The organism is Shewanella sp. SACH, assembly GCF_001887095.2.
GTDB lineage: Bacteria > Pseudomonadota > Gammaproteobacteria > Enterobacterales > Shewanellaceae > Shewanella > Shewanella baltica.
The window spans coordinates 1403559-1425043 of sequence record NZ_MPDG02000001.1 but is presented as its reverse complement, the minus strand read 5'-3'; the positions used below and the strand labels follow the sequence as shown (position 1 = coordinate 1425043).

Sequence of the window (21485 nt, the reverse complement as noted above, 5' to 3'; positions counted from 1 at the left end):
GAGAAGGTCTGATCCAAGTGGTCTATGATCCAGACTTACCTGAGGTGTTCAATGTCGCCAGCACGCTGCGCGCCGAATTTTGCGTTCAGGTTAAAGGCCTAGTTCGCGCCCGTCCTGACAGCCAAGTCAATGGTCAAATGAAGACCGGTGAAATTGAAGTCTTAGGCCAAGCCCTGACTATCATCAACGCTGCCGATCCACTGCCATTGAGCATGGATAACTACCAGAACAACAGCGAAGAGCAACGTCTTAAGTATCGTTACTTAGATTTACGTCGCCCAGAAATGGCGCAGCGATTAATTTTCCGTGCTAAAGTGACCAGTTCTGTGCGTCGTTTCCTCGACTCAAATGGTTTCTTAGACATAGAAACACCGATCCTGACCAAGGCAACCCCAGAAGGTGCCCGCGATTATTTAGTACCAAGCCGTACTTATAAAGGTCAGTTCTTTGCCTTGCCACAATCGCCACAGCTGTTTAAACAGTTGCTGATGATGTCAGGCTTTGATCGTTACTATCAAATCGTAAAATGCTTCCGTGATGAAGATTTACGTGCCGACCGCCAGCCAGAATTTACCCAAATCGATATCGAAACGTCTTTCATGAGCTCTGAGCAAGTGATGGCGAAAACCGAAGAGATGATGCGCGGTCTGTTCCTTGAAATGCTGAACGTCGATCTGGGCGAGTTCCCGCGCATGACCTACAACGAAGCGATGCGTCGTTTCGGTTCCGATAAGCCCGATTTACGTAACCCATTGGAGCTGGTGGACATTGCCGATTTACTCAAAGAAGTCGAATTTGCGGTATTCTCAGGCCCTGCTAACGATGAAGAAGGCCGTGTTGCTGCACTGCGTATTCCAGGCGGCGCTGCACTGTCTCGTAAGCAAATAGATGATTACACGAAGTTTGTTGGCATCTATGGTGCTAAAGGCTTAGCGTGGATGAAGATTAATGACCTAAGCCTTGGCTTAGAGGGCATTCAATCACCTGTGCTGAAATTTTTAAACGAAAGCATAGTCAATGAAATCGTCAGCCGCACTGGCGCGCAAACCGGTGACATTATTCTGTTTGGTGCTGACCAAGCGACTGTGGTTGCTGAATCTATGGGTGCACTGCGTCTTAAAGCCGGCGAAGATTTCAACTTATTACAAGGCGAATGGCGTCCACTGTGGGTGGTTGACTTCCCAATGTTTGAGAAAATCAACGGCAATTTCCACGCTGTTCACCATCCGTTCACCGCACCGCGCGGCGTAACGGCGGCAGAACTTGAAGCTAACCCAGCAAATCGTGTTTCTGATGCTTACGATATGGTATTAAACGGCTGCGAATTAGGCGGTGGTTCAGTGCGTATCCACAACCAAGAAATGCAGTCTGCGGTATTCCGTATTTTGGGTATTACCGACGAAGAAGCTAAAGAGAAGTTCGGCTTCCTGTTAGAAGCGCTGCGTTACGGTACTCCGCCACATGCAGGTTTAGCGTTTGGTTTAGACCGCATCATCATGTTGATGACGGGCGCAAGCTCAATCCGCGATGTGATGGCGTTCCCGAAAACGACTACAGCCGCTTGTCCGCTGACTAACGCACCAGGATTTGCTAATCCACAGCAGTTAGCTGAACTTGGCATTGCCGTGGTTGAGAAAGCCGTTAAAACTGAAGACTGATCTTTCGTAACAGGGCTTTTGTAAATCGATCTTATGCAAATCGACCTTATTCAAGTCGACGTTGTGTAGCTCGTTTTGTGAAAGGCGATTGGCATTAGTCGATTGGCGTTAGTCTATTAGCATTAGTCCTTATCAGTTATTTTTAGTCGTACCGAAAACCGAGGCGCAAGCCTCGGTCTGTTTTAGTGAACCGTCATTTCTTTGCTTATCAATATCTATTTGTTCAATCCTAAATAGCCGTTATTCAATCCATTACACTTCGGCTCTTGATAAGCTATGCGATGACACCTCAGTTAAGGAGACTTCCCATGGCAGGTCACAGTAAATGGGCCAACATTAAGCACCGTAAAGCAGCTCAAGATGCTAAACGCGGTAAACTCTTTACTAAATTCATTCGCGAATTAACCGTCGCAGCCCGTGAAGGCGGCTCAGATCCCGATTCAAATCCACGATTACGTGTCGCCATTGATAAAGCCCTCGGTGGCAATATGACCCGCGATACGGTTGAGCGCGCGATTAAACGCGGCGCCGGTGAATTAGAAGGTCAGCAACTCGAAACCATTCTCTATGAAGGTTATGGCCCAGGCGGCACCGCTGTGATGGTCGAAACCATGACGGACAATCGTAATCGGACTGTGAGCGGTGTGCGCAATGCGTTTAGTAAATCGGGCGGTAACTTAGGCACGGATGGGTCGGTTGCTTATCTATTCACTAAGCGAGGGGTGTTATCCTATGCGCCGGGAACCGATGAAGATGCATTGATGGAAGCGGCGCTTGAAGCGGGTGCGGAAGATATCGTCAGCTATGATGATGGCGCGATGGATGTGTTCACCGATCCCGTTGATTTCTATATGGTGAAAGATGCGCTCGATAAAGCGAGTTTTGTGGCAGATAACGCTGAAATCGCTATGATAGCCTCGACGAAAGCTGAGCTTGATTTAGACACTGCCGAAAAATTTATGCGCCTTATCGATACCCTTGAAGATCATGACGATGTGCAAGAAGTGTATCATAATGCGGAAATCTCTGATGACGTGATGGCAAGCCTAGGTTAGATTGACTGTGAGCTGGATTTGGGCGTCAATCTAAACCAATTTCAGCTCGCACACGCTAACGTAGGGCACTCGCTAATCCAGGAACTGAGACGAACATTCAGATCCCATATAAGGCATTAAATGGCAATTATTTTAGGTGTTGACCCTGGTTCACGGATCACAGGCTACGGCGTGATCCAATGTCAGGGACGGCATCAGATTTACCTCGGCAGTGGCTGTATTCGTACTTCGTCTGAAGAGCTTCCTGGCAGGCTTAAGCAAATATTTGATGGGATCACTGAAATTATTCGTCAGTATCAACCGGACGAATTTGCGATTGAACGGGTATTTATGGCAAAAAATGCCGATTCTGCGCTCAAGCTTGGCCAAGCACGCGGCGCGGCGATTGTCGCCGCCACTGTCGCCAATTTACCTGTGGCGGAATACAGTGCGACTCAAATTAAAAGCGCAGTCGTTGGTACGGGGCGAGCACAAAAAGCCCAAGTACAACACATGATCCAACAACTACTTAAATTACCCGCAGCCCCACAAGCTGACGCCGCAGATGCACTCGGTGTTGCTGTGTGTCATTATCACACCAGCCAGAGTTTAATCGCATTGAGTGGCCGGGCAACGGCAAGAACATACGGACGGTACAGATGATAGGTCGTTTACGGGGCGTGCTAGTTGAGAAACAAGCTCCAGAAATTTTGATTGATGTGAATGGTGTGGGTTACGAGTTGCAGATGCCGCTCACCAGCTTTTATGAGCTGCCTGAAGTCAACCATGAAACCATGGTCTACACCCACTTTGTGGTGCGTGAAGATGCACAGTTACTCTATGGTTTTATCACTAAGCAGGAAAGGGCGTTATTTCGCTTACTGATCAAGACCAATGGCGTGGGTCCCAAGCTTGCACTGACCATTTTATCTGGTATGACTGCAGGTGAGTTTGTCGGTTGTGTTGAGCGTGATGACATAGTGACCTTAGTGAAATTACCGGGTGTTGGCAAGAAGACCGCCGAGCGGTTACTGGTAGAAATGCGCGATAAGCTCAAGAGCTTGATGGAAGCCTCAGCAGGTTCAGAGCGTGAGTTTGTGCTGCAATCTAATTACTCTCCTGCGCCGACAGTCAATAGTGCTGAAGAAGACGCTATTTCAGCTTTAATTTCGCTGGGTTATAAACCGCCGCAGGCGAGTAAATCAGTTTCTGCAGCCTACAAAGAAGGTATGGATTCAGAAACTCTGATCAAAGCTGCCCTTAAGTCGATGCTTTAATTGAATAATGATGATAATTAAGATGAAAGCTGCGAGAAGGAAGAACCATGATTGAGGCAGACAGACTCATCCAGCCGCAGATCCAAGCTCAAGATGAATCCATCGACAGGGCAATGCGCCCTAAAATGCTCGATGAATACACGGGCCAAGATGACACGCGGGCGCAGCTTAAGGTGTTTATTCAAGCGGCGAAGAATCGTAACGAAGCCTTAGATCATATGTTGATCTATGGTCCGCCGGGATTGGGTAAAACCACCTTAGCCATGATTGTTGCGAACGAGATGGGGGTAAACATTAAATCTACCTCGGGTCCCGTGCTTGAAAAAGCGGGCGATCTCGCCGCGCTTCTGACCAATCTTGAATCCGGTGATGTGTTATTCATCGATGAAATCCACCGATTAAGCCCTGTGGTAGAAGAGATTTTGTATCCGGCGATGGAAGATTATCAGCTGGATATCATGATAGGTGAAGGGCCTGCAGCGCGTTCCATCAAGCTTGATTTACCGCCGTTCACTCTAGTGGGCGCAACAACACGGGCAGGGGCGTTAACCTCACCACTTCGGGCGCGTTTTGGGATCCCGCTGCGGCTTGAGTTCTATAACATCAAAGATTTAAGCACCATAGTCACGCGTTCGGCGCAGGTAATGGAGCTGGATATTGATGCTGAAGGCGCATTTGAAATCGCGCGCCGTTCACGCGGCACACCGCGAATAGCCAACCGATTGCTGCGTCGCGTGCGGGATTACGCACAGGTGAAGCATGACGGCGCAGTCACCAAATTTGTGGCCGAACACGCTTTAGACTTATTAGATGTGGATAGTGAAGGTTTCGATTATATGGACCGCAAGCTATTACTGGCCATTATTGACAAGTTTATGGGCGGACCCGTTGGGCTAGATAACTTAGCCGCGGCCATAGGCGAAGAACGTGAAACCATCGAAGATGTGTTAGAACCTTTCTTGATCCAACAAGGGTTTATCCAACGTACGCCCCGCGGCCGAATTGCAACCGCACGGGCATACCAGCATTTTGAGTTGATCAAACCCGAATAGCCATCTGCTTGATAATACCGATAATGAAAGGCGACCTAAGTGGTCGCTTTTTTATGGGTAAAATTTACCTTTGCGTACAATTTGGGTGAAGTAAAAGCGCACTTTAGCAAATCGAATGATGTTTAATCTGGCGTTAAATGTAGGGGCTTTTATGAGTTGATAGCTACTCACACCTCATTATTAAGTTGTATCAATATTCAAAAGTTTTACGGCTTTTATAGCTCGTTATTTCGACATTGATAATAGCTTTTATATAGAAATCTATATATTTATAGCCAATTAGTGTTCGCCTATATTTATTAACAAATGTATCTCAATAGTGTATTTATTGAGCGTAAGCCTAAGTTTTCCACCATTTAGATTGATTTTTTCTCTGAGATTAACTTAATTTAACAAATTTGATTTAGGCCATTAAATCCTCAAAATAATAGTCGCTACAGTTACTCTTCGCTAGGTTTAGCATGCCGAATAATTTGTAATATTATTGTTGAAATTTTATTGGCAACCTTACTCCCCATGCATAAATAACACAATTGATGCTGATTGTATCTGTTGTTATATGCTGATTTAGTGAGATTATCTTAATTATTCTGGCTTTTAATTAGTTGCTTACAACCCTTTTTATGCAGTTTAAGTGGTGGTTAATCAGTACTTCATTCCAACCAAAAGCTCTCGTTGTACATGCCTGGTGTGATCTATATCACACTTTTACACACTGGGAATGTTTCATAAAAGTAACTCATTAACAGTGTTAATCACTTATTAATTATCATCATTAAGACTTAACTCCTGATAAATTATATCGCTTAAGTTTTATCGAAAATAAAAACCATCAAATAAAACAAGTTAACTCATATTTATTAACATCAATTTTTAATTGGTTAATATTTTGAGTGTTGACGGAGTTAAAGTGAATCCTCAGTATCGAGTGCAACACTAGTACATCAATAGTTGTACAAGCTGTAAGCATAAAAATAATAGTAAGATCTAGGGAGCATTCATACATGATCAAAAGAACCAAAGTAGCGTCGGCTATTAACTTAGCTATCGTTGCATCTATCACTTCTGGTGCATTTGTAACGTCAAGCGCATTTGCAGCGGAAGAAAAAGCAAAAGTTGAACGTATTGAAGTCACGGGTTCACGCATTCAGCGCCAAGATATGGAAACAGCTTCACCTGTGACCGTTATTGATGCTGCTGCGATTAAAGCGGAAGGTTTTACTTCTGTTGACCAAATGCTACAAGTACAAACATCTATGGCGGGTGCAGCCGTGGGTTCAAGCACTAACAACGGTGCAGATGGCGTCGCGCAAGTTGATTTACGTGGCATGGGGTCACAGCGCACGCTGGTGTTACTGAACGGTCGCCGTATGGTGAACTCAGGTTCTGGTGCTGATAGTGCAGTGGATTTGAACTCAATCCCTGTGGCTATGATCGCACGTGTTGAAATTCTGAAAGATGGCGCTTCAGCGGTTTATGGTTCAGATGCCATTGCCGGTGTTGTGAACATTATCACTAAGAAAGACTTTGAAGGTTTTCAGCTCGATTTTAACGGCAGTGGCACTGATAAAGGTGACGGTGAGAGTGGTGATGTAAGTGCATTATATGGTTTCAACACAGAGGGTGGTAACTACACCTTTGGTGCTGCTTATGCTGACCGTCGTGGTGTTATCCAAGGTGATCGAGATTGGTATGACCCACTCGATAATACGAGTTCAATTATTCCAACTGGTGCATTAAACCAGAAGGTTATTGATGCAAATGGTAATTGGGTTAACAGAGCCACAGGTTATGATTATTCGAATGACGTTTACTTCCAAACGCCAAGCGAACGCCGTAGCTTATTTGCAAATATGACACAAGAGTTAGGTAATGATGTGGTACTAACCGCGGATGCTATCTATACCAATCGTCTTTCAAACCAACAGCTTGCGGCACAGCCTGCGCAAATCAAATTAAATGTTTGTGGCGACCCAAGAGTGACAGATCCAACTGCTGGTTGCCTTAATCTTGACCAAAGCATGGTTGATGCAGGGATTAAAGCTGACGCTCGCGGACAAGTGCAATATAACAGACGTATGAATGATGTTGGGCCTCGTGTTTACAGCCAAGATACTGATACTTGGCGTTTATCTGGTGGATTAGCGGGTTCTTTGGATGTTCATACTGGTATGAACTGGAATGTGGACTACACATTTGGTAAGAACGAGGCTAAAACTGGTGTTGATAACTCAATTAACGCAACATTAATGGCTGCTTCTATTTATGCAGACCCATATGCGTGGTTTGAAGGGGCTCCACTGACGAATGAGATGAAAGACGTTTCGTATGACGAGAAATCAACTGGTGGCAATGAACAACAAACGTTGTCTGCTGGCTTAAATGGTGAACTCTTCGATTTAAGTGCGGGTGCTGTGGGCTTTGCGATTGGCGCTGAATACCGTCGTGAAAGTGGTTTCTATAATCCAGATCCAGTTGTTGTCGCTGGCGATAGTACTGCTGCTCAGCAAGACCCGACAAGCGGTAACTACAACGTTATCTCTATTTTCCAAGAAGTGAGCGTACCATTTACAGAAAAATTAACGGGTGAATTTGCACTGCGTTTAGATGATTATTCAACATTTGGTAAAGCAACTACGTGGAAAATTGGGTTGACATATGTAGCATCCGACGAACTTATGTTACGTACTGTCGCTGCTACAGGTTTCCGTGCTCCAAGTGTTGCTGAATTATATGGTGGTAATTCAGGTTCTTTTGATTATTTAACGAACCCTTGGTTACCTCTGAGTGAACAAACTGGACAGATTTTAGTTAATCGTACATCTGATGAAAATTTAAAACCTGAAGAATCTGAGTCATATACAGCTGGTTTAGTTTACTCACCAAGCTATATTGATGGTATGTCTCTGACTTTAGACTACTGGCGTTTCAAAGTAACCAATGCTATTGCTCGTGCAGATGTTCAAGTTGGTTTAGATGCTTGTTATAAAGGTGATGCTGAAGCATGTAGTACATTCAATATTACTGCCGATGGTGATTTGTTTAATTTAACAAGTGCATTAACAAACGTTGGGTCACAGGATACTAGCGGTGTTGATTTCAACTTAGCTTATAGCTTTGCATTGTTTGGGTTAGACTGGAAAGTCAGTAATGACACTACATACCTCATTAATTATGAGCAAGATGGTGAAAACTATACTGGCACTATCGATGGGAACTTCGGTGCTTACTCTCGTGTTCGTAACAACTTCAGCATTTCTGCGGGTCAAGATGATTGGAGTGTAATGTACTTCAACCGCTATATCCGATCTATGAATGATAATTACACTGACTATGATGTGAATGATGAACCATTTGCTGCTGTTAGAGGTGTTGATTCTATTCTGTATCACAATATTTCTGGTACTTATCACGTAAATGACAGCACAACAGTTAGCTTAGGGGTGAAGAACTTTACTGACGAGAAGCCGCTATACGTTACTAACGGTAGTGATGCTGGTACAGTTCCAGAAGTGTACGACACCATTGGCCGTACTATATACGGTGGTGTAACGGTTAAGTTCTAAGCTAAGTTAATACTCTTAGTGTTTAAAAAGCGCCTTAGGGCGCTTTTTTATTGCGAAATGGAACCAGACACAGATTTTTGAGTGGTTAACCATCATTTAACTCATCACTTTTAAATAGCCAATCTTCATTTATTTTTTCCTCTAATGTCGTATTTTGTTCACAGTTTTCAACATCACACTTCTTAACGAATGTAATAGGTCTAGAGTCATCTCGATTCGCATGGTAATATAAATGATATAGATTCTCGTTTGGGTTTTAAGGATGAGTAAAATACTCTTAGTCGATGATGATCCCTTGTTTAGTGTGTGGTTGGCCGATGCCTTGGGCACACAAGGGCATGAAGTTGCATGTGCAGTAAATGGTGTTGATGGTTTGGCATGCATTGAAAGCTTTTCACCCGACATCATAGTGCTTGATTTAGTCATGCCACAAATGAATGGTTTTGAGCTGTTAAAAGCGCGGGAATGCTCAACGCCGGTATTGATGATTTCTGCACGGGATAATGAAGACGATCGCATCACAGGTTATGAATTGGGTGCCGATGACTTTTTGAGTAAACCGTTTAGCATCAAAGAGCTTTTTGTTCGCTTACGCGCCTTAGAACGACGTCTTTGTGTCAGTCAACCTCACTCGCCGCAAATTGCAACTGTAGCAGCGAAAGTGATTAACTTTGATGATATGAGTTACAGGATCACCATTGGTACACGGTATGTCGATTTGACTCAAACCGAATTTAAATTATTTAAATATCTGTTTGAAAGGAAAGGTCAAGTCATCACGAAACAAGAGTTGCAACGCTCAGTATTACAAAAGGATCTGGGCCGATTTGACCGCAATCTCGATATGCACATTAGTAACACTCGCCGTAAATTAGCCAACATCAGCTTGCCGCGTAACTTAATCAATACAGTGCGAGGCCAAGGTTATAGTTTTATGGCTTAACACCATCGTTTACTACCTTGTTAACGGCTAAGTTTGAACGGATGTTTGGCGTGAAACTTGGTCAATAAAAGGTCGACTGCAACTGCCTTGACTGAATTTACTGGCTTTCGTTTTCCCCTTGGGATGTTTTGGTTTATCCTATCGGCCATATAATAAAATGTGCTGCGTGCTATCAGTCGCGTGCCATTAACAGCCCTTAGCTTTAACAACCTATTAGGAATCATTATGCGGATCAGTGCCAACTTTGATGGCGGAAATATCCAAGTCGTTAATCTTGATAATAAAGACGATATTCAACTTGCTATTCGTCCCGATGCGGGCGGCGAGTTTTATCAATGGTTCAATTTTCGATTCGAAGGTGAGGTGGGTAACCATTACACCTTAAATATCATCAACGCGGGGACGGCTTCCTATACCAAGGGATGGGAAGACTATCAGGCAGTAGCCAGTTACGACCGTCAGCATTGGTTCCGTATTCCTACACAGTATAAAGACGGCAAACTGAGCATTAGCTTAGAGCTGGATTGCGATGCGATTCAAATCGCTTACTTTGCGCCATACAGCTATGAGCGTCACTTAGATTTACTCAGCGGCGCGCAGTTACACCCAGATGTCAATTTAGAGCATTTAGGCCTGACCTTAGATGGCCGCGATATTACCCTGATGAAAGTCGGTAATGGCGATCCTTCTAAACGCAATATTTGGATCACCGCCAGACAACATCCGGGCGAAACCATGGCTGAATGGTTAGTCGAAGGTCTAGTGAATCGTTTACTCGATAATGATTGTCCAACAGCGAAAGCGCTGCTCGATAAAGCCAATTTCTATATAGTGCCGAACATGAATCCCGATGGCAGTGTCAGAGGCCATCTGCGCACCAATGCGATTGGGATCAATCTTAACCGCGAGTGGCAAACGCCAAGTTTAGAAAAGAGCCCTGAGGTGTACCACGTCGTCAACAAGATGCAGCAAACTGGTGTCGACTTGTTCTATGATGTCCATGGTGATGAAGGCTTACCTTATGTGTTTCTCGCAGGTTGTGAGGGCGTGCCTGCCTACAATGATAAGCTGGCGCAGCTGCAAGTGGACTTCAGTCAAGCATTAACCTTAGCCAGTGCTGATTTTCAAACTCAGTTTGGCTATGACAAAGACGAGCCAGGCCAAGCGAATCTAACGGTTGCTTCTAATTGGGTCGCTCAGACCTTCGAGTGTTTATCCAATACCCTCGAAATGCCTTTTAAAGACAATAACAATCTGGCCGATCCTTTTGTGGGTTGGTCGCCAGAGCGCAGTATTTATTTAGGTGAAGCATCGCTTATCGCCATGCTCGCCGTTGTTGATAAATTACGTTAGGGCGAGGCTGATATGGCATTAATTGAATGTCCAGTGTGTCGCAAGCGGATGTCGAGTAAGGCGCCTGTATGTCCCCATTGTCAAGCGAGCACCAATGGTGACAATGAGTCCTTATCGCGCATTAGTCATATTCAAAAGTCCAGCAGCTTAATGAATCAGAGTTTTGTTGCTATGACCTTGTTTATTGCTGGTGTGGTGATTTGGTTTTGGGGTGGTGAACCTGCCGAAGGTATGCGGGCGAATATCGCTGGAATATGCTTTGTGTTTGGTTTTGTGGGTTATCTCATCACACGAGTCAGAATCGTGTTACATAAGCGGAAAAGTGTATGACAGATATTAATCAAGTGATCGATCAAATGCCCATTGAAGTCTATGAAAGGCTTCGTAGTGCAGCAGAACTGGGTAAGTGGGAAGATGGCACTGTGTTAAGTGAAGTGCAGCGTGAATCGACCCTGCAGGTCGTGATGTTGTATCAAGCTCGTAAGCTGGAGCAAACTGAGCATTTCACTATTGCGCCTGACGGTAAAATCAATGAATTGTCTAAAGCCGAGTTGAAAAAGCAATTCCGCGGTGAGCCGATTGCTGAGTTTAAAGTGCAGGATTTATAAATTACTCACTGACTTCAAGGTGGTTTGTGTTTGCTAAGATGTTAGGCGTGGAGCTGGGATTAGCTGTTTATGTGACGTTAATATTGATTTAGTATCAAATAACTTCAATGCAAATAGCCTCTATAAATAGCTCTCTGTAAAAGCACCGAGACAAGCACTCATTTGACGTCGTTTAATCTGAGTTAACATAAAAAAGCCCATTAAATATGGGCTTTTTTGTTGCTAGTGATTGAGAACTACAAACAGATTAAAAGACACTATCTTTAATCTATGCTCAATTCACCGACCAAGTTTTGTAACATGGCCGCTTTTATTTCCGCTGGCTGCAAATTTTTCGATAGTAAATAATGTAGTTTTGCCAAGGCCGCTTCTATGGTCATATCGGCGCCACTGATCACGCCCGCTTTAGCGAGTGCATTACCTGTGGCGTAGCCGCCCATATTCACCTTACCTTGGAAACACTGGGTAAGATTCACCAGCACTATGCCACGTTCATCCGCTTGCCTTAAGGTTTTGAGTAAGGCAGCATCTTGCGGCGCGTTACCCACACCAAATGTCAATAGTATGAGGGCTTTAACCGGCTGCTGCAGAATGTTCTCAAAAATCTGTGTCGAGATACCTGGATACAAGGTCACTACACCCACAGGCTGCGGACTGATATGCGCCACTTCCAATGGGGTATCGTTGGCAACGGTGATTTTGCCTGCGCGCAGATTGATTTTGATCCCAGCTTCAAGCAGTAGCGGGAAGTTAGGCGAAGCAAAAGCATCGAAACCGTCGGCATGGGCCTTAGTCGAGCGATTACCTCGAAAGAGTTTGTTGTTGAAGAATAAACACACTTCTGCGACCGGATAATTCGCCGCAATATAGAGTGAGTTTAATAAATTGGTTTGACCGTCTGAGCGCAGCTGGGCGAGGGGGATTTGCGAACCCGTCACTATCACAGGTTTTGACAAGCCTTGCAGCATAAACGACAGCGCCGAAGCCGTGTACGCCATGGTATCTGTACCGTGGAGGATCACAAAGCCATCGTATTTATCGTAATTAGCTTGTATATCGTCGGCGATCATCTGCCAATCGGTCGGCGCCATATTGGAAGAGTCGATAAGCGGGCAGTATTCGTGGATCACGAATGTCGGCATTTCTTCATGGTAAAACTCAGGCATAGATTGCACGCACTGAGTCAGGAATCCCGCCACAGGGACGAAGCCGTTATCGGTCTTTTGCATACCGATGGTGCCGCCTGTATAGGCAACATAAATGGAGCGTTTAGTCATTCTTGTCGTTTTCTTAGCTTCAAGTGGCCGAATTATACGATTTAACTGACATAAACCCAATAAAAAAGCCCGGAGAGCCGGGCTTTGTCTTTGTCATCATCTTGAAGTTGCGAGCAGCAACCTAGACGCTGGCAGATTTAGTTCATCATGTTGCAAGTATCGCAGTAGATGTAGACGTTATTTGGATCATCAAAAGAGGTTAACGTTTTCAAGCTGCTGGTCCATTGCGCTAGCATTTGCTCTAACATCGATGATTGGCTCAGTGAGGCGGGCAGATAGCTCGATACTGAGGCAAACATCTGTTGCATAAAGCGTTGCTCGGGTGTCAGTTCTTGTTCGATAACGCGGGTATCAAATAGCGTCATATCCGCGAGTTTAGCGGCTTTAGCTATCGCCTCATCTAAATCACCCAGTTCATCGACTAAGCCAAGCTCGAGGGCTTTTTTACCGCTCCACACTCGGCCTTGGGCAATCTTATCGACTTGTTCTATGGTCATCTTACGTTCTTTAGCGACCAGCGAGATAAAGTCTAAATAGCCGCGTTCAATATGACGTTGGATAATCGCTTCAACTTGCGGTGACAGCGTGCGCGTCACAGACAATCCCGCCCATTCCGACGTCGATACGCCATCGGTATGCACGCCTATACTGGCCAGAGAATCTTCGAAGGTGGTGATCATGCCGAAGATCCCAATTGAGCCCGTGAGCGTGGTTGGCGTTGCGAAGATGTAGTCGGCACTGGCCGAAATCCAATAACCACCCGATGCGGCCAAACTGCCCATACTGACGACAACAGGTTTGCCCGCTGCTTTAAGTGCCAGTAATTCTTGACGAATTTGCTCCGAGGCAAAGGCGCTACCGCCAGGGCTATCGACGCGCAGCACTAAGGCTTTAACGTGTTTATCGAAACGGGCCTTACGTAACAGCTCGGCAGTGCTTTCGCCGCCAATTTGGCCCGCAGGTTGAGTGCCGTTCAGAATCGTACCGCTTGCGACAATAATGCCGACACTGTCTTGCTCAACAAAGCTTGGCAATGGCGTCACTAAGGTTAAATAATCATAAAAACTCACCTGCTTGAAACTGTCACCGCTGCTGGCTTTGCCCACGGTTTCTAGCATGGTTTGACGAAAATCTTCCGTGGTAGCTAAGCTATCAACCCATTTCATTTTGATGGCCATTGCCGCAGAGTCACCATTGGCTTTATCGAGCTCGGCCAAATAAGTGGTTGCATCGGGCACCAGCGAGTTAGGCTCAATATTGCGATTGCCTGCGACAGTCTGGGTGTAGCTTTGCCATACATCCGCTAAAAGCGCGCTGCTGGCTTCGCGAGCGGCGTCGGACATATCGTCACGCATGTAGGGTTCAACCGCGGATTTAAAGGTTCCTACACGGAAAATATGCGCTTTAACTTTGAGTTTATCTAAGGCCGATTTGAAGTACTGGTTGTACATACTCAGGCCATCAAGCGACACGCCGCCTTGGGGATTGAGGTAAATGGTGTCGGCAAAGCTGGCGAGGAAATATTGATTCTGCTCGTAGTAATTACCGATGGCGACCACTTTTTTACCGCTTTCTTTAAAGCGGTTAAGTGCATCACCGATAGATTGCAGCTTGCTGATCCCGGCACGTTTCAAATCGGCTAGATCAAGTACTAGGGTACTAATCCTTTGATCTTGCGCGGCATTGTCAATCACATACAGCACATCGGCGAGCAGGATTTCCCCATCTGCGTTGGCATTTTGGCCTTGCTTGAATGCGGCTTCTAGGGGATCGACCTGTTGTTTCTGATCGACAATCGAGCCGGCCAGATTAAGCACCAGCGCCGAGTTGTCTTCTACTTGGATATCTTCGCTGCTGCCAATGGAGATGATAATGGCGGCTAAGATGCCAAAAAAGATCAGATTGAGGATCAGTTTACGCGTCCCGTTGAGGGTGTGCCAAATAAACAAACATATTCTCTTGAAAAACGATGGGTTAGCGGACATCTGTCACTCCTTTATAAGTCCAATCTGCCAATGCTAACTGAAAATGGCGCTACAGGCTAAACACAATTGTAAAGGATTTTGACTGATGGCCTCGATCCAACGGTTGAGCTTAGATTTGACTCAAGGTATGCTGATTTAAATCACTTGTTTTAAAAGGATGTTTGAATGTCGTTTCCCCATTTATTAGAACCCTTAGATCTGGGATTTACCCAGCTCAAAAACCGCGTGCTTATGGGCTCAATGCACACAGGTTTGGAAGAAGAAAAGGGCGGATTTGAGAAACTGGCAGCGTTCTACAAAGAACGCGCTCTGGGCGGTGTGGGTTTGATTGTGACGGGTGGTATTTCCCCTAATCTTCGTGGCCGCCTTACGCCCCATGCCTGTCAGCTGAGTTTTCCTTGGCAAGTCGGTAAGCATCGCGTGGTCACGCAGGCTGTGCATGAGGCCGGCGGTAAGATCTGTATGCAAATTTTGCATGCAGGCCGCTACGGTTATCATCCTTTTTCCCAAGCACCGAGCAAAATTAAATCACCCATTACACCTTTTACACCGTCTGCTATGTCTAGTCGCCAAGTGCGCTCGACCATTAAGGATTACGCCAGCTCAGCCGCCCTTGCCAAGAAAGCTGGTTACGATGGCGTCGAGGTCATGGGATCTGAAGGCTATTTGATCAATCAGTTTGTCAGTGCGCGTACTAACACCCGCACCGATGAATGGGGCGGTGCGTTTGAAAAGCGGGCGCAATTCCCTATTGAGATTGTTAACGCGATACGGGCAAAAGTCGGTAAAGACTTCATTATTATCTTCCGTTTATCTATGCTCGATCTAGTGGATAACGGCTCGACTTGGGATGAAGTGGTGCAGCTCGCCCAGTGGTTAGAGCAAGCTGGCGTGTCCATTTTAAATACCGGTATTGGTTGGCATGAAGCGCGCGTACCGACCATTGCGACGAGTGTGCCCCGCGGCGCCTTTGCGTGGGTGACTGAAAAGCTCAAACAATCAGTTTCTGTGCCCTTAATTGCCACTAACCGCATTAACACCCCTGAGATTGGCGAGCAGATTATTGCTTCTGGTCAAGCTGACATGGTGTCGATGGCAAGGCCTTTCCTTGCCGATCCAGAGTTTGTCAATAAAGCCGCGGCGAACACGCCAGAGCTGATCAACACCTGCATTGGCTGTAACCAAGCGTGTCTTGATCATACTTTCTCCCTTAAGCGCGCGACCTGCTTAGTGAATCCTCGTGCCTGTTATGAGACTGAAATCAACTTTTTACCCACTGCCAATAAAAAGCGTATTGCGGTGATGGGCGCAGGTCCTGCGGGCATGGCGTTCTCTGTCTATGCCGCCATGCGTGGCCATCACGTTGTCTTGTTTGAAGCGAAATCCGAGGTGGGTGGTCAGTTTAATCTCGCCCGTAAAATCCCTGGGAAAGAAGAGTTTAACGAAACTATCCGTTATTTCATCAATCAAATTAAGTTGCATAAGGTGGAGCTGAGATTAAACACTCGCCTGGATGCCAGTGTGTTGGCAACCGAAAAGTTTGATGAAGTGGTGATAGCGTCAGGCGTTGTGCCGCGTGATTTAGTCTTACCCGGCTTTGATGACCCACGGGTGGTCGATTATCAAAAAGTGCTCTCGGGTGAAGTGACTGTCGGTAATACCGTGGCCTTGATTGGTGCTGGCGGCATAGGGTTCGATATGGCGCATTACTTATGTGAGCGCCAATCTAGCACGCTGAACGCTGATAAATGGCTGCAACAGTGGGGCATAGATAAAACTTACCAACATGCGGGCGGCCTAACAGAACCACATTCCGACAATACCGATCATCGTAAGGTATTTTTACTGCAACGTAAAACGTCGAAGATGGGTAAAGGCTTAGGTAAAACCACCGGCTGGATCCACCGTCTTGTGCTTAAGCAACATGATGTGAAGATGAAAACGGGCGTGAGTTACGATAAGTTTGATGATGCGGGACTGCATATTCGCGTGGGCGAAACCGCTGAAGTGCTGGCCGTTGATAATGTTGTGCTTTGCGCTGGACAAGAATCGAATCGCACCTTAGTGGATGAGATGAAAGCGACGGGCTTGCCTGTGCATCTGATTGGCGGCGTGGATGTCGCGGCAGAGCTTGATGCTAAGCGTGCAATCCGCCAAGGCGCTGAGCTGGCTATGCGCTTATAGAAACTCGATAAGTCTTCTGCAATAAGCTTTAGGCGTTATGCGTTAAGTTTTAGATCCTGAAAGCCTGAACCTGAGTTCAGGCTTTTTGGTTTTCCGCGGGAATGCATTGAAAATAGAGAGAAGGAAGAAGAGTGGGGTTTAATGCGTTTGGTCGCTAATTGGCGCGGATTAATTAAGGCAGTATTGAAAGGGACTTTGTGTTTAACAGCTAATGCTTGTTTTAACGCCGCTTACTGAAAAAGTGAAAGTTGTTTATTCAGAGTGGATCATTTAAAGCAGCTTATAGAGAAGTCTAATCTTGGCGCTGTTAGTCTTCAAACACTTCTTGTTTTAACGTGCGCGTGTTGCTTGCTTCATGCTGTGTTTGCTTTGTCTTAGCCAAACTGGGTTTGCTCTGACGAGGTTGACACGCATAGGTGACTACGGCCGCACCTTCAGGTGACAAGTCGAGCTCTAAATCTTCGGTAGGCACACAGCAGCAGGGTAAACATTCATCATGTTTAAGTTCGGCTAAGGGTTCGTTTAAGTAGCTGACTTTTCCGCTGATGACCCGTGTTTTGCAGGCACCGCAGAATCCGTTGCGACATTCTGAGAAGATGTTAACTTTTTTTGCTTCGAGCGCTTGCAGCAAGGTGCCTTGTTGCTCAGTAAAGAGCAACACAGGTTGACCTTGAAGGCGTACGATTGGCGCCTTCGCAAACAGGTTTTGTGGCCGTTTTTTCGATGTCACTGTTGTAATGCCATTTTTAACGTCACTGTTGAGCGTCTTATAGATCGAAGTCGAGGAATTCATCGCCATCAACCGCTGAGTCGATTTGACCGACTAGGTATGAAGACACTTCCACTTCCTGAGGCGCGACTTGCACTGCATCGCTTTCTAACCAGTTTTTCATCCAAGGTAATGGATTGGTTATTTCAGGATAAGGTTGCGGCAGATTCACCGACTTCATCCGTTGGTTAGTAATAAATTCAACGTATTGGCAGAGGATCTGTTCATTCAAACCTATCATAGAGCCGTCTTTGAACAGGTATTTTGCCCATTCTTTTTCTTGCTCTGCGGCCTTGAAGAATAAATCAAAGGCTTCCTGTTGGCATTCTGCGGCAATTTCACCCATTTCTGGATCGTCTTTACCGCCTTGCATGATGCTTAAAATATGCTGAGTGCTGTTTAAGTGTAAGGCTTCATCACGGGCGATTAAGCGAATGATTTTCGCGTTACCTTCCATTAGCTTACGTTCAGCAAAAGCAAATGAGCAGGCAAAGCTAACATAGAAACGAATCGCTTCTAGGGCGTTGACTGACATCATGCACAGGTACAAGGCTTTTTTCAGGGTGCGAGTGTTTACGATGACTTCTTTGCCATCGATAACATGGGTACCCGCGCCGAGTAAATGGAACACTTGAGTCAATTGGATCAAGTGATCGTAGTAAGCGGCGATATCGGTCGCACGGCTTAAGATTTCTTTGTTCACGACGATATCGTCGAAGATCACTGAAGGATCGTTAACGATATTGCGAATGATATGGGTGTATGAGCGCGAGTGAATCGTCTCAGAGAAAGACCAAGTCTCAATCCAAGTCTCTAGTTCAGGCAGCGACACCAGTGGTAAAAAGGCCACATTGGGTGAGCGACCTTGAATCGAGTCGAGTAAGGTTTGGTATTTCAGGTTAGAAATAAAGATGTGTTTTTCATGATCGGGCAATGCACCGTAGTCGATTTTATCGCGACTGACGTCTACTTCTTCCGGGCGCCAAAAGAAAGATAACTGCTTTTCTATCAGTTTTTCGAACACTTCATATTTTTGTTGATCGTAACGAGCCACGTTGACCGATTGACCTAAAAACATAGGTTCACGGGTGGCATCGTTGGGTGTTTGACAGAAGGTAGAGTAGGCCATGGTGCTATTTTCCAATGGATAGGGATCCACTCAATCGGGATCCCTATACTTTTTATTTGTAAGAGCCGCGTTAACGTTAAAGACTAGATTTTACACGCGCCGCCGGCGCAACCATCATCTTCTTTCTCTAAATTGGTGATGTCATCGTGTGAATCCGACGCACCATCGCGAGTGTTATGGTAGTAAAGCGTTTTCACACCTAACTTGTAAGCATTGAGCAAATCTTTCAGCAAGGTTTGCATCGGTACTTTACGGCCTTCAAAACGTGAAGGATCGTAGTTAGTGTTGGCCGAAATAGCTTGGTCAACGAACTTCTGCATGATACCCACTAGCTGTAAGTAACCGTCATTGCTTGGCATTTTCCATAGCAATTCATAGCTATCTTTCAGCGTATCGAAATCAGGTACAACTTGCTTCAACTGACCGTCTTTGCTCGATTTCACGCTGATAAGACCACGTGGTGGCTCGATACCATTGGTCGCATTGGAAATTTGCGACGAGGTTTCTGAAGGCATTAATGCCGACAGCGTCGAGTTACGCAGGCCATATTGCTTGATATCACTACGCAGTGATTCCCAGTCTAAGTGCAATGGTTCAGCACAAATTTTATCTAGGTCACGTTTGTAGGTATCGATTGGCAAAATACCTTGAGAGTAAGTGGTCTCGTGGAATAACGGACACGCACCTTGCTCTTTGGCCAAGTTCATTGAGGCTTTCAGTAAATAGAACTGAATCGCTTCGAAGGTTCTGTGGGTCAGCTCGTTCGCGCTGCCATCGGAATACTTCATGCCATTTTTTGCTAAGTAGTTAGCGAAGTTAATCACGCCTATGCCTAAGGTACGGCGATTCATCGAGGCAATTTGCGCGGCCTTGATAGGGTAATCTTGATAATCCAACAGGTTATCCAGTGCACGTACGGCGAGGTCGGCTAATGGCTCAATATCAGATAATTCTTTGATAGAACCTAAGTTAAGTGCTGACAACGTACAAAGCGCGATTTCACCTTCTGGATCATCGATGTTGTTCAATGGTTTAGTCGGCAGGGCGATTTCAAGACACAGGTTAGACTGTCTGATCGGTGCGACTTTTGAATCGAACGGGCTGTGAGTGTTGCAGTGATCCACGTTTTGAATGTAGATACGGCCAGTTGAGGCACGCTCTTGCATCATCAGTGAAAACAGCTCAACTGCCTTTATGGTTTTCTTACGAATGCTGCTGTCTTGCTCATATTGCACATATAAACGTTCGAATTCGTTTTGATCTTCAAAGAAAGCATCATATAAGCCAGGTACGTCAGATGGGCTAAACAGGCTGATGTTTTCGCCTTTGATCAGACGTTGATACATGACTTTGTTCAGCTGCACACCGTAGTCTAAATGACGGATACGGTTGTCTTCGACGCCGCGGTTATTTTTCAATACCAGCAGAGATTCGACTTCTAAGTGCCAAATAGGGTAGAACAGGGTCGCAGCACCGCCACGCACGCCGCCTTGAGAACAAGACTTCACTGCGGTTTGGAAATACTTATAGAAAGGTAAACAACCTGTGTGGAAGGCTTCACCACCACGGATTGGGCTACCTAAAGCACGAATACGACCGGCGTTAATACCGATACCCGCACGTTGGCTAACGTATTTCACGATAGACGAAGCAGTCGCGTTGATGGAATCTAAGCTGTCACCACATTCGATCAGTACGCAAGAGCTGAACTGACGCGTTGGTGTGCGCACACCGGCCATGATTGGCGTTGGTAGCGAAATCTTAAAGGTCGATACCGCGTCATAGAAATCTTTAATGTATTTCAGGCGCGTTTCTTTTGGATAGCGGGCAAACAAACAGGCCGCGACCAAAATGTAGAGGAACTGGGCGCTCTCATAGATTTCGTGCGTCACACGGTTTTGAACTAAATATTTGCCTTCAAGCTGTTTTACCGCAGCGTAAGAGAAGTCCATATCGCGCCAATGGTCGATATAGGTATCCATCACGTCGAGTTCTTCGCGGCTGTAATCCTGCAGAATGTGCATGTCATACTTGCCAAGCTCAACTAACTTAGTCACGTGGGTATACAGTGCTGGCGGCTCGAATTGACCGAAGGCCTTCTTACGCAAATGAAACACCGCTAAACGGGCGGCGAGGAACTGATAGTCCGGTGATTCTGGAGAAATTAAATCCGCAGCCGCTTTGATAATGGTTTCATGGATAGCTTCGGTTGGGATGCCATCGAAAAACTGTAGGTGCGAGCGAAGTTCAACTTCAGAAACAGAAACGTTTTTTAATCCCTTGGCTGCCCAAGTAATTACGCGGTGTATTTTTTCGAGATCGATATTTTCACGATCGCCACAGCGTTTTGTGACTGTCATAGTGCTATTCATTTGGAGATAGGCCTTGGTTCTTATATCTATTTAGGTGAGCAAGTTCACCGTACGTATCCTTGTAAAACAATCAATAACCGTCCCTTAAATACTGCTGACTGGTTGAAAACGAGTCAATTAAGCGGCGAGCTTTTAGTGTGTCTGATTGCTACCTATACACAAGATATGGTGTTTTAAATTATCTGGGATACAAGATAGTGAGGTTTGACCCTATTTGCAAGTCTGAATTCAGGGGACATCTTGTGGATAAGTTGAGGATAAGCTTTCGCGTTAGTAAC

At 45.7% G+C, this 21485-nt stretch carries 16 protein-coding genes; 11 read left to right on the top strand and 5 right to left on the bottom strand.

Annotated elements, in window-relative coordinates:
• The 10 genes from aspS to BM607_RS06135 form a co-directional block, all read left to right on the top strand.
• The coding region (aspS, locus tag BM607_RS06185) for an aspartate--tRNA ligase (protein WP_249269558.1) at window positions 1-1658 on the top strand (1658 nt) is incomplete at its 5' end.
• Window positions 1659-1966: 308 nt separating this feature from the next.
• The gene (locus BM607_RS06180; protein WP_071939453.1) at window positions 1967-2713 is read left to right on the top strand and encodes a YebC/PmpR family DNA-binding transcriptional regulator; all 747 of its coding nucleotides are present in this window, start codon (window positions 1967-1969) and stop codon (window positions 2711-2713) included.
• Window positions 2714-2833: 120 nt separating this feature from the next.
• On the top strand, window positions 2834-3355 hold the full coding sequence (gene ruvC, locus BM607_RS06175) for a crossover junction endodeoxyribonuclease RuvC (RefSeq protein ID WP_006081743.1): 522 nt from the start codon (window positions 2834-2836) through the stop codon (window positions 3353-3355).
• Entirely contained in the window at window positions 3352-3969 is a 618-nt protein-coding gene (ruvA, locus tag BM607_RS06170) for a Holliday junction branch migration protein RuvA (RefSeq protein WP_006081742.1), read from the top strand. The genes ruvC and ruvA overlap by 4 nt, the downstream gene beginning before the upstream one ends.
• A 47-nt stretch (window positions 3970-4016) precedes the next feature.
• The gene (gene ruvB / locus BM607_RS06165) at window positions 4017-5021 is read left to right on the top strand and encodes a Holliday junction branch migration DNA helicase RuvB (RefSeq protein ID WP_006081741.1); all 1005 of its coding nucleotides are present in this window, start codon (window positions 4017-4019) and stop codon (window positions 5019-5021) included.
• Between the two features lie 1004 nt (window positions 5022-6025).
• Complete coding sequence (locus BM607_RS06160) at window positions 6026-8587, top strand: TonB-dependent receptor (RefSeq protein ID WP_071939454.1); 2562 nt, start codon at window positions 6026-6028, stop codon at window positions 8585-8587.
• A gap of 262 nt (window positions 8588-8849) precedes the next feature.
• Entirely contained in the window at window positions 8850-9530 is a 681-nt protein-coding gene (locus BM607_RS06155; protein WP_071939455.1) for a response regulator transcription factor, read from the top strand.
• Window positions 9531-9755: 225 nt separating this feature from the next.
• Window positions 9756-10883, top strand: coding sequence for a M14-type cytosolic carboxypeptidase (locus tag BM607_RS06145; protein ID WP_071939457.1), 1128 nt, complete (start codon window positions 9756-9758; stop codon window positions 10881-10883).
• 12 nt (window positions 10884-10895) lie between these two features.
• Window positions 10896-11213, top strand: a complete 318-nt coding sequence (locus tag BM607_RS06140; RefSeq protein WP_011846761.1) for a hypothetical protein — start codon at window positions 10896-10898, stop codon at window positions 11211-11213.
• Window positions 11210-11491, top strand: a complete 282-nt coding sequence (locus BM607_RS06135; protein ID WP_071939458.1) for a DUF1315 family protein — start codon at window positions 11210-11212, stop codon at window positions 11489-11491. The genes BM607_RS06140 and BM607_RS06135 overlap by 4 nt, the downstream gene beginning before the upstream one ends.
• Window positions 11492-11754: 263 nt before the next feature.
• On the opposite strand, the gene ansA is transcribed toward BM607_RS06135, so the two are convergent.
• Together ansA and sppA are read right to left on the bottom strand one after the other, a co-directional pair.
• On the bottom strand, window positions 11755-12768 hold the full coding sequence (gene ansA, locus BM607_RS06130; protein WP_006086774.1) for an asparaginase: 1014 nt from the start codon (window positions 12766-12768) through the stop codon (window positions 11755-11757).
• A gap of 137 nt (window positions 12769-12905) precedes the next feature.
• Window positions 12906-14753: a signal peptide peptidase SppA gene (sppA, locus tag BM607_RS06125; RefSeq protein ID WP_071939459.1), complete on the bottom strand. Its 1848-nt coding sequence runs from the start codon at window positions 14751-14753 to the stop codon at window positions 12906-12908.
• 165 nt (window positions 14754-14918) lie between these two features.
• Here sppA and BM607_RS06120 point away from each other — a divergent pair, with 165 nt between their 5' ends.
• On the top strand, window positions 14919-16937 hold the full coding sequence (locus tag BM607_RS06120; RefSeq protein ID WP_071939460.1) for an NADPH-dependent 2,4-dienoyl-CoA reductase: 2019 nt from the start codon (window positions 14919-14921) through the stop codon (window positions 16935-16937).
• Between the two features lie 307 nt (window positions 16938-17244).
• On the opposite strand, the gene yfaE is transcribed toward BM607_RS06120, so the two are convergent.
• The 3 genes from yfaE to nrdA all read right to left on the bottom strand — a co-directional run bounded on the left by yfaE (window position 17245) and on the right by nrdA (window position 21207).
• Window positions 17245-17667 (bottom strand): class I ribonucleotide reductase maintenance protein YfaE, encoded by a 423-nt coding sequence (yfaE, locus tag BM607_RS06115; RefSeq protein WP_071939509.1) that lies wholly within the window; start codon window positions 17665-17667, stop codon window positions 17245-17247.
• A 37-nt stretch (window positions 17668-17704) separates the two neighbouring features.
• Window positions 17705-18835: a class Ia ribonucleoside-diphosphate reductase subunit beta gene (gene nrdB, locus BM607_RS06110; protein ID WP_006081731.1), complete on the bottom strand. Its 1131-nt coding sequence runs from the start codon at window positions 18833-18835 to the stop codon at window positions 17705-17707.
• Window positions 18836-18918: 83 nt separating this feature from the next.
• Entirely contained in the window at window positions 18919-21207 is a 2289-nt protein-coding gene (gene nrdA / locus BM607_RS06105; protein WP_071939461.1) for a class 1a ribonucleoside-diphosphate reductase subunit alpha, read from the bottom strand.
• Between the last annotated feature and the right edge of the window lie 278 nt (window positions 21208-21485).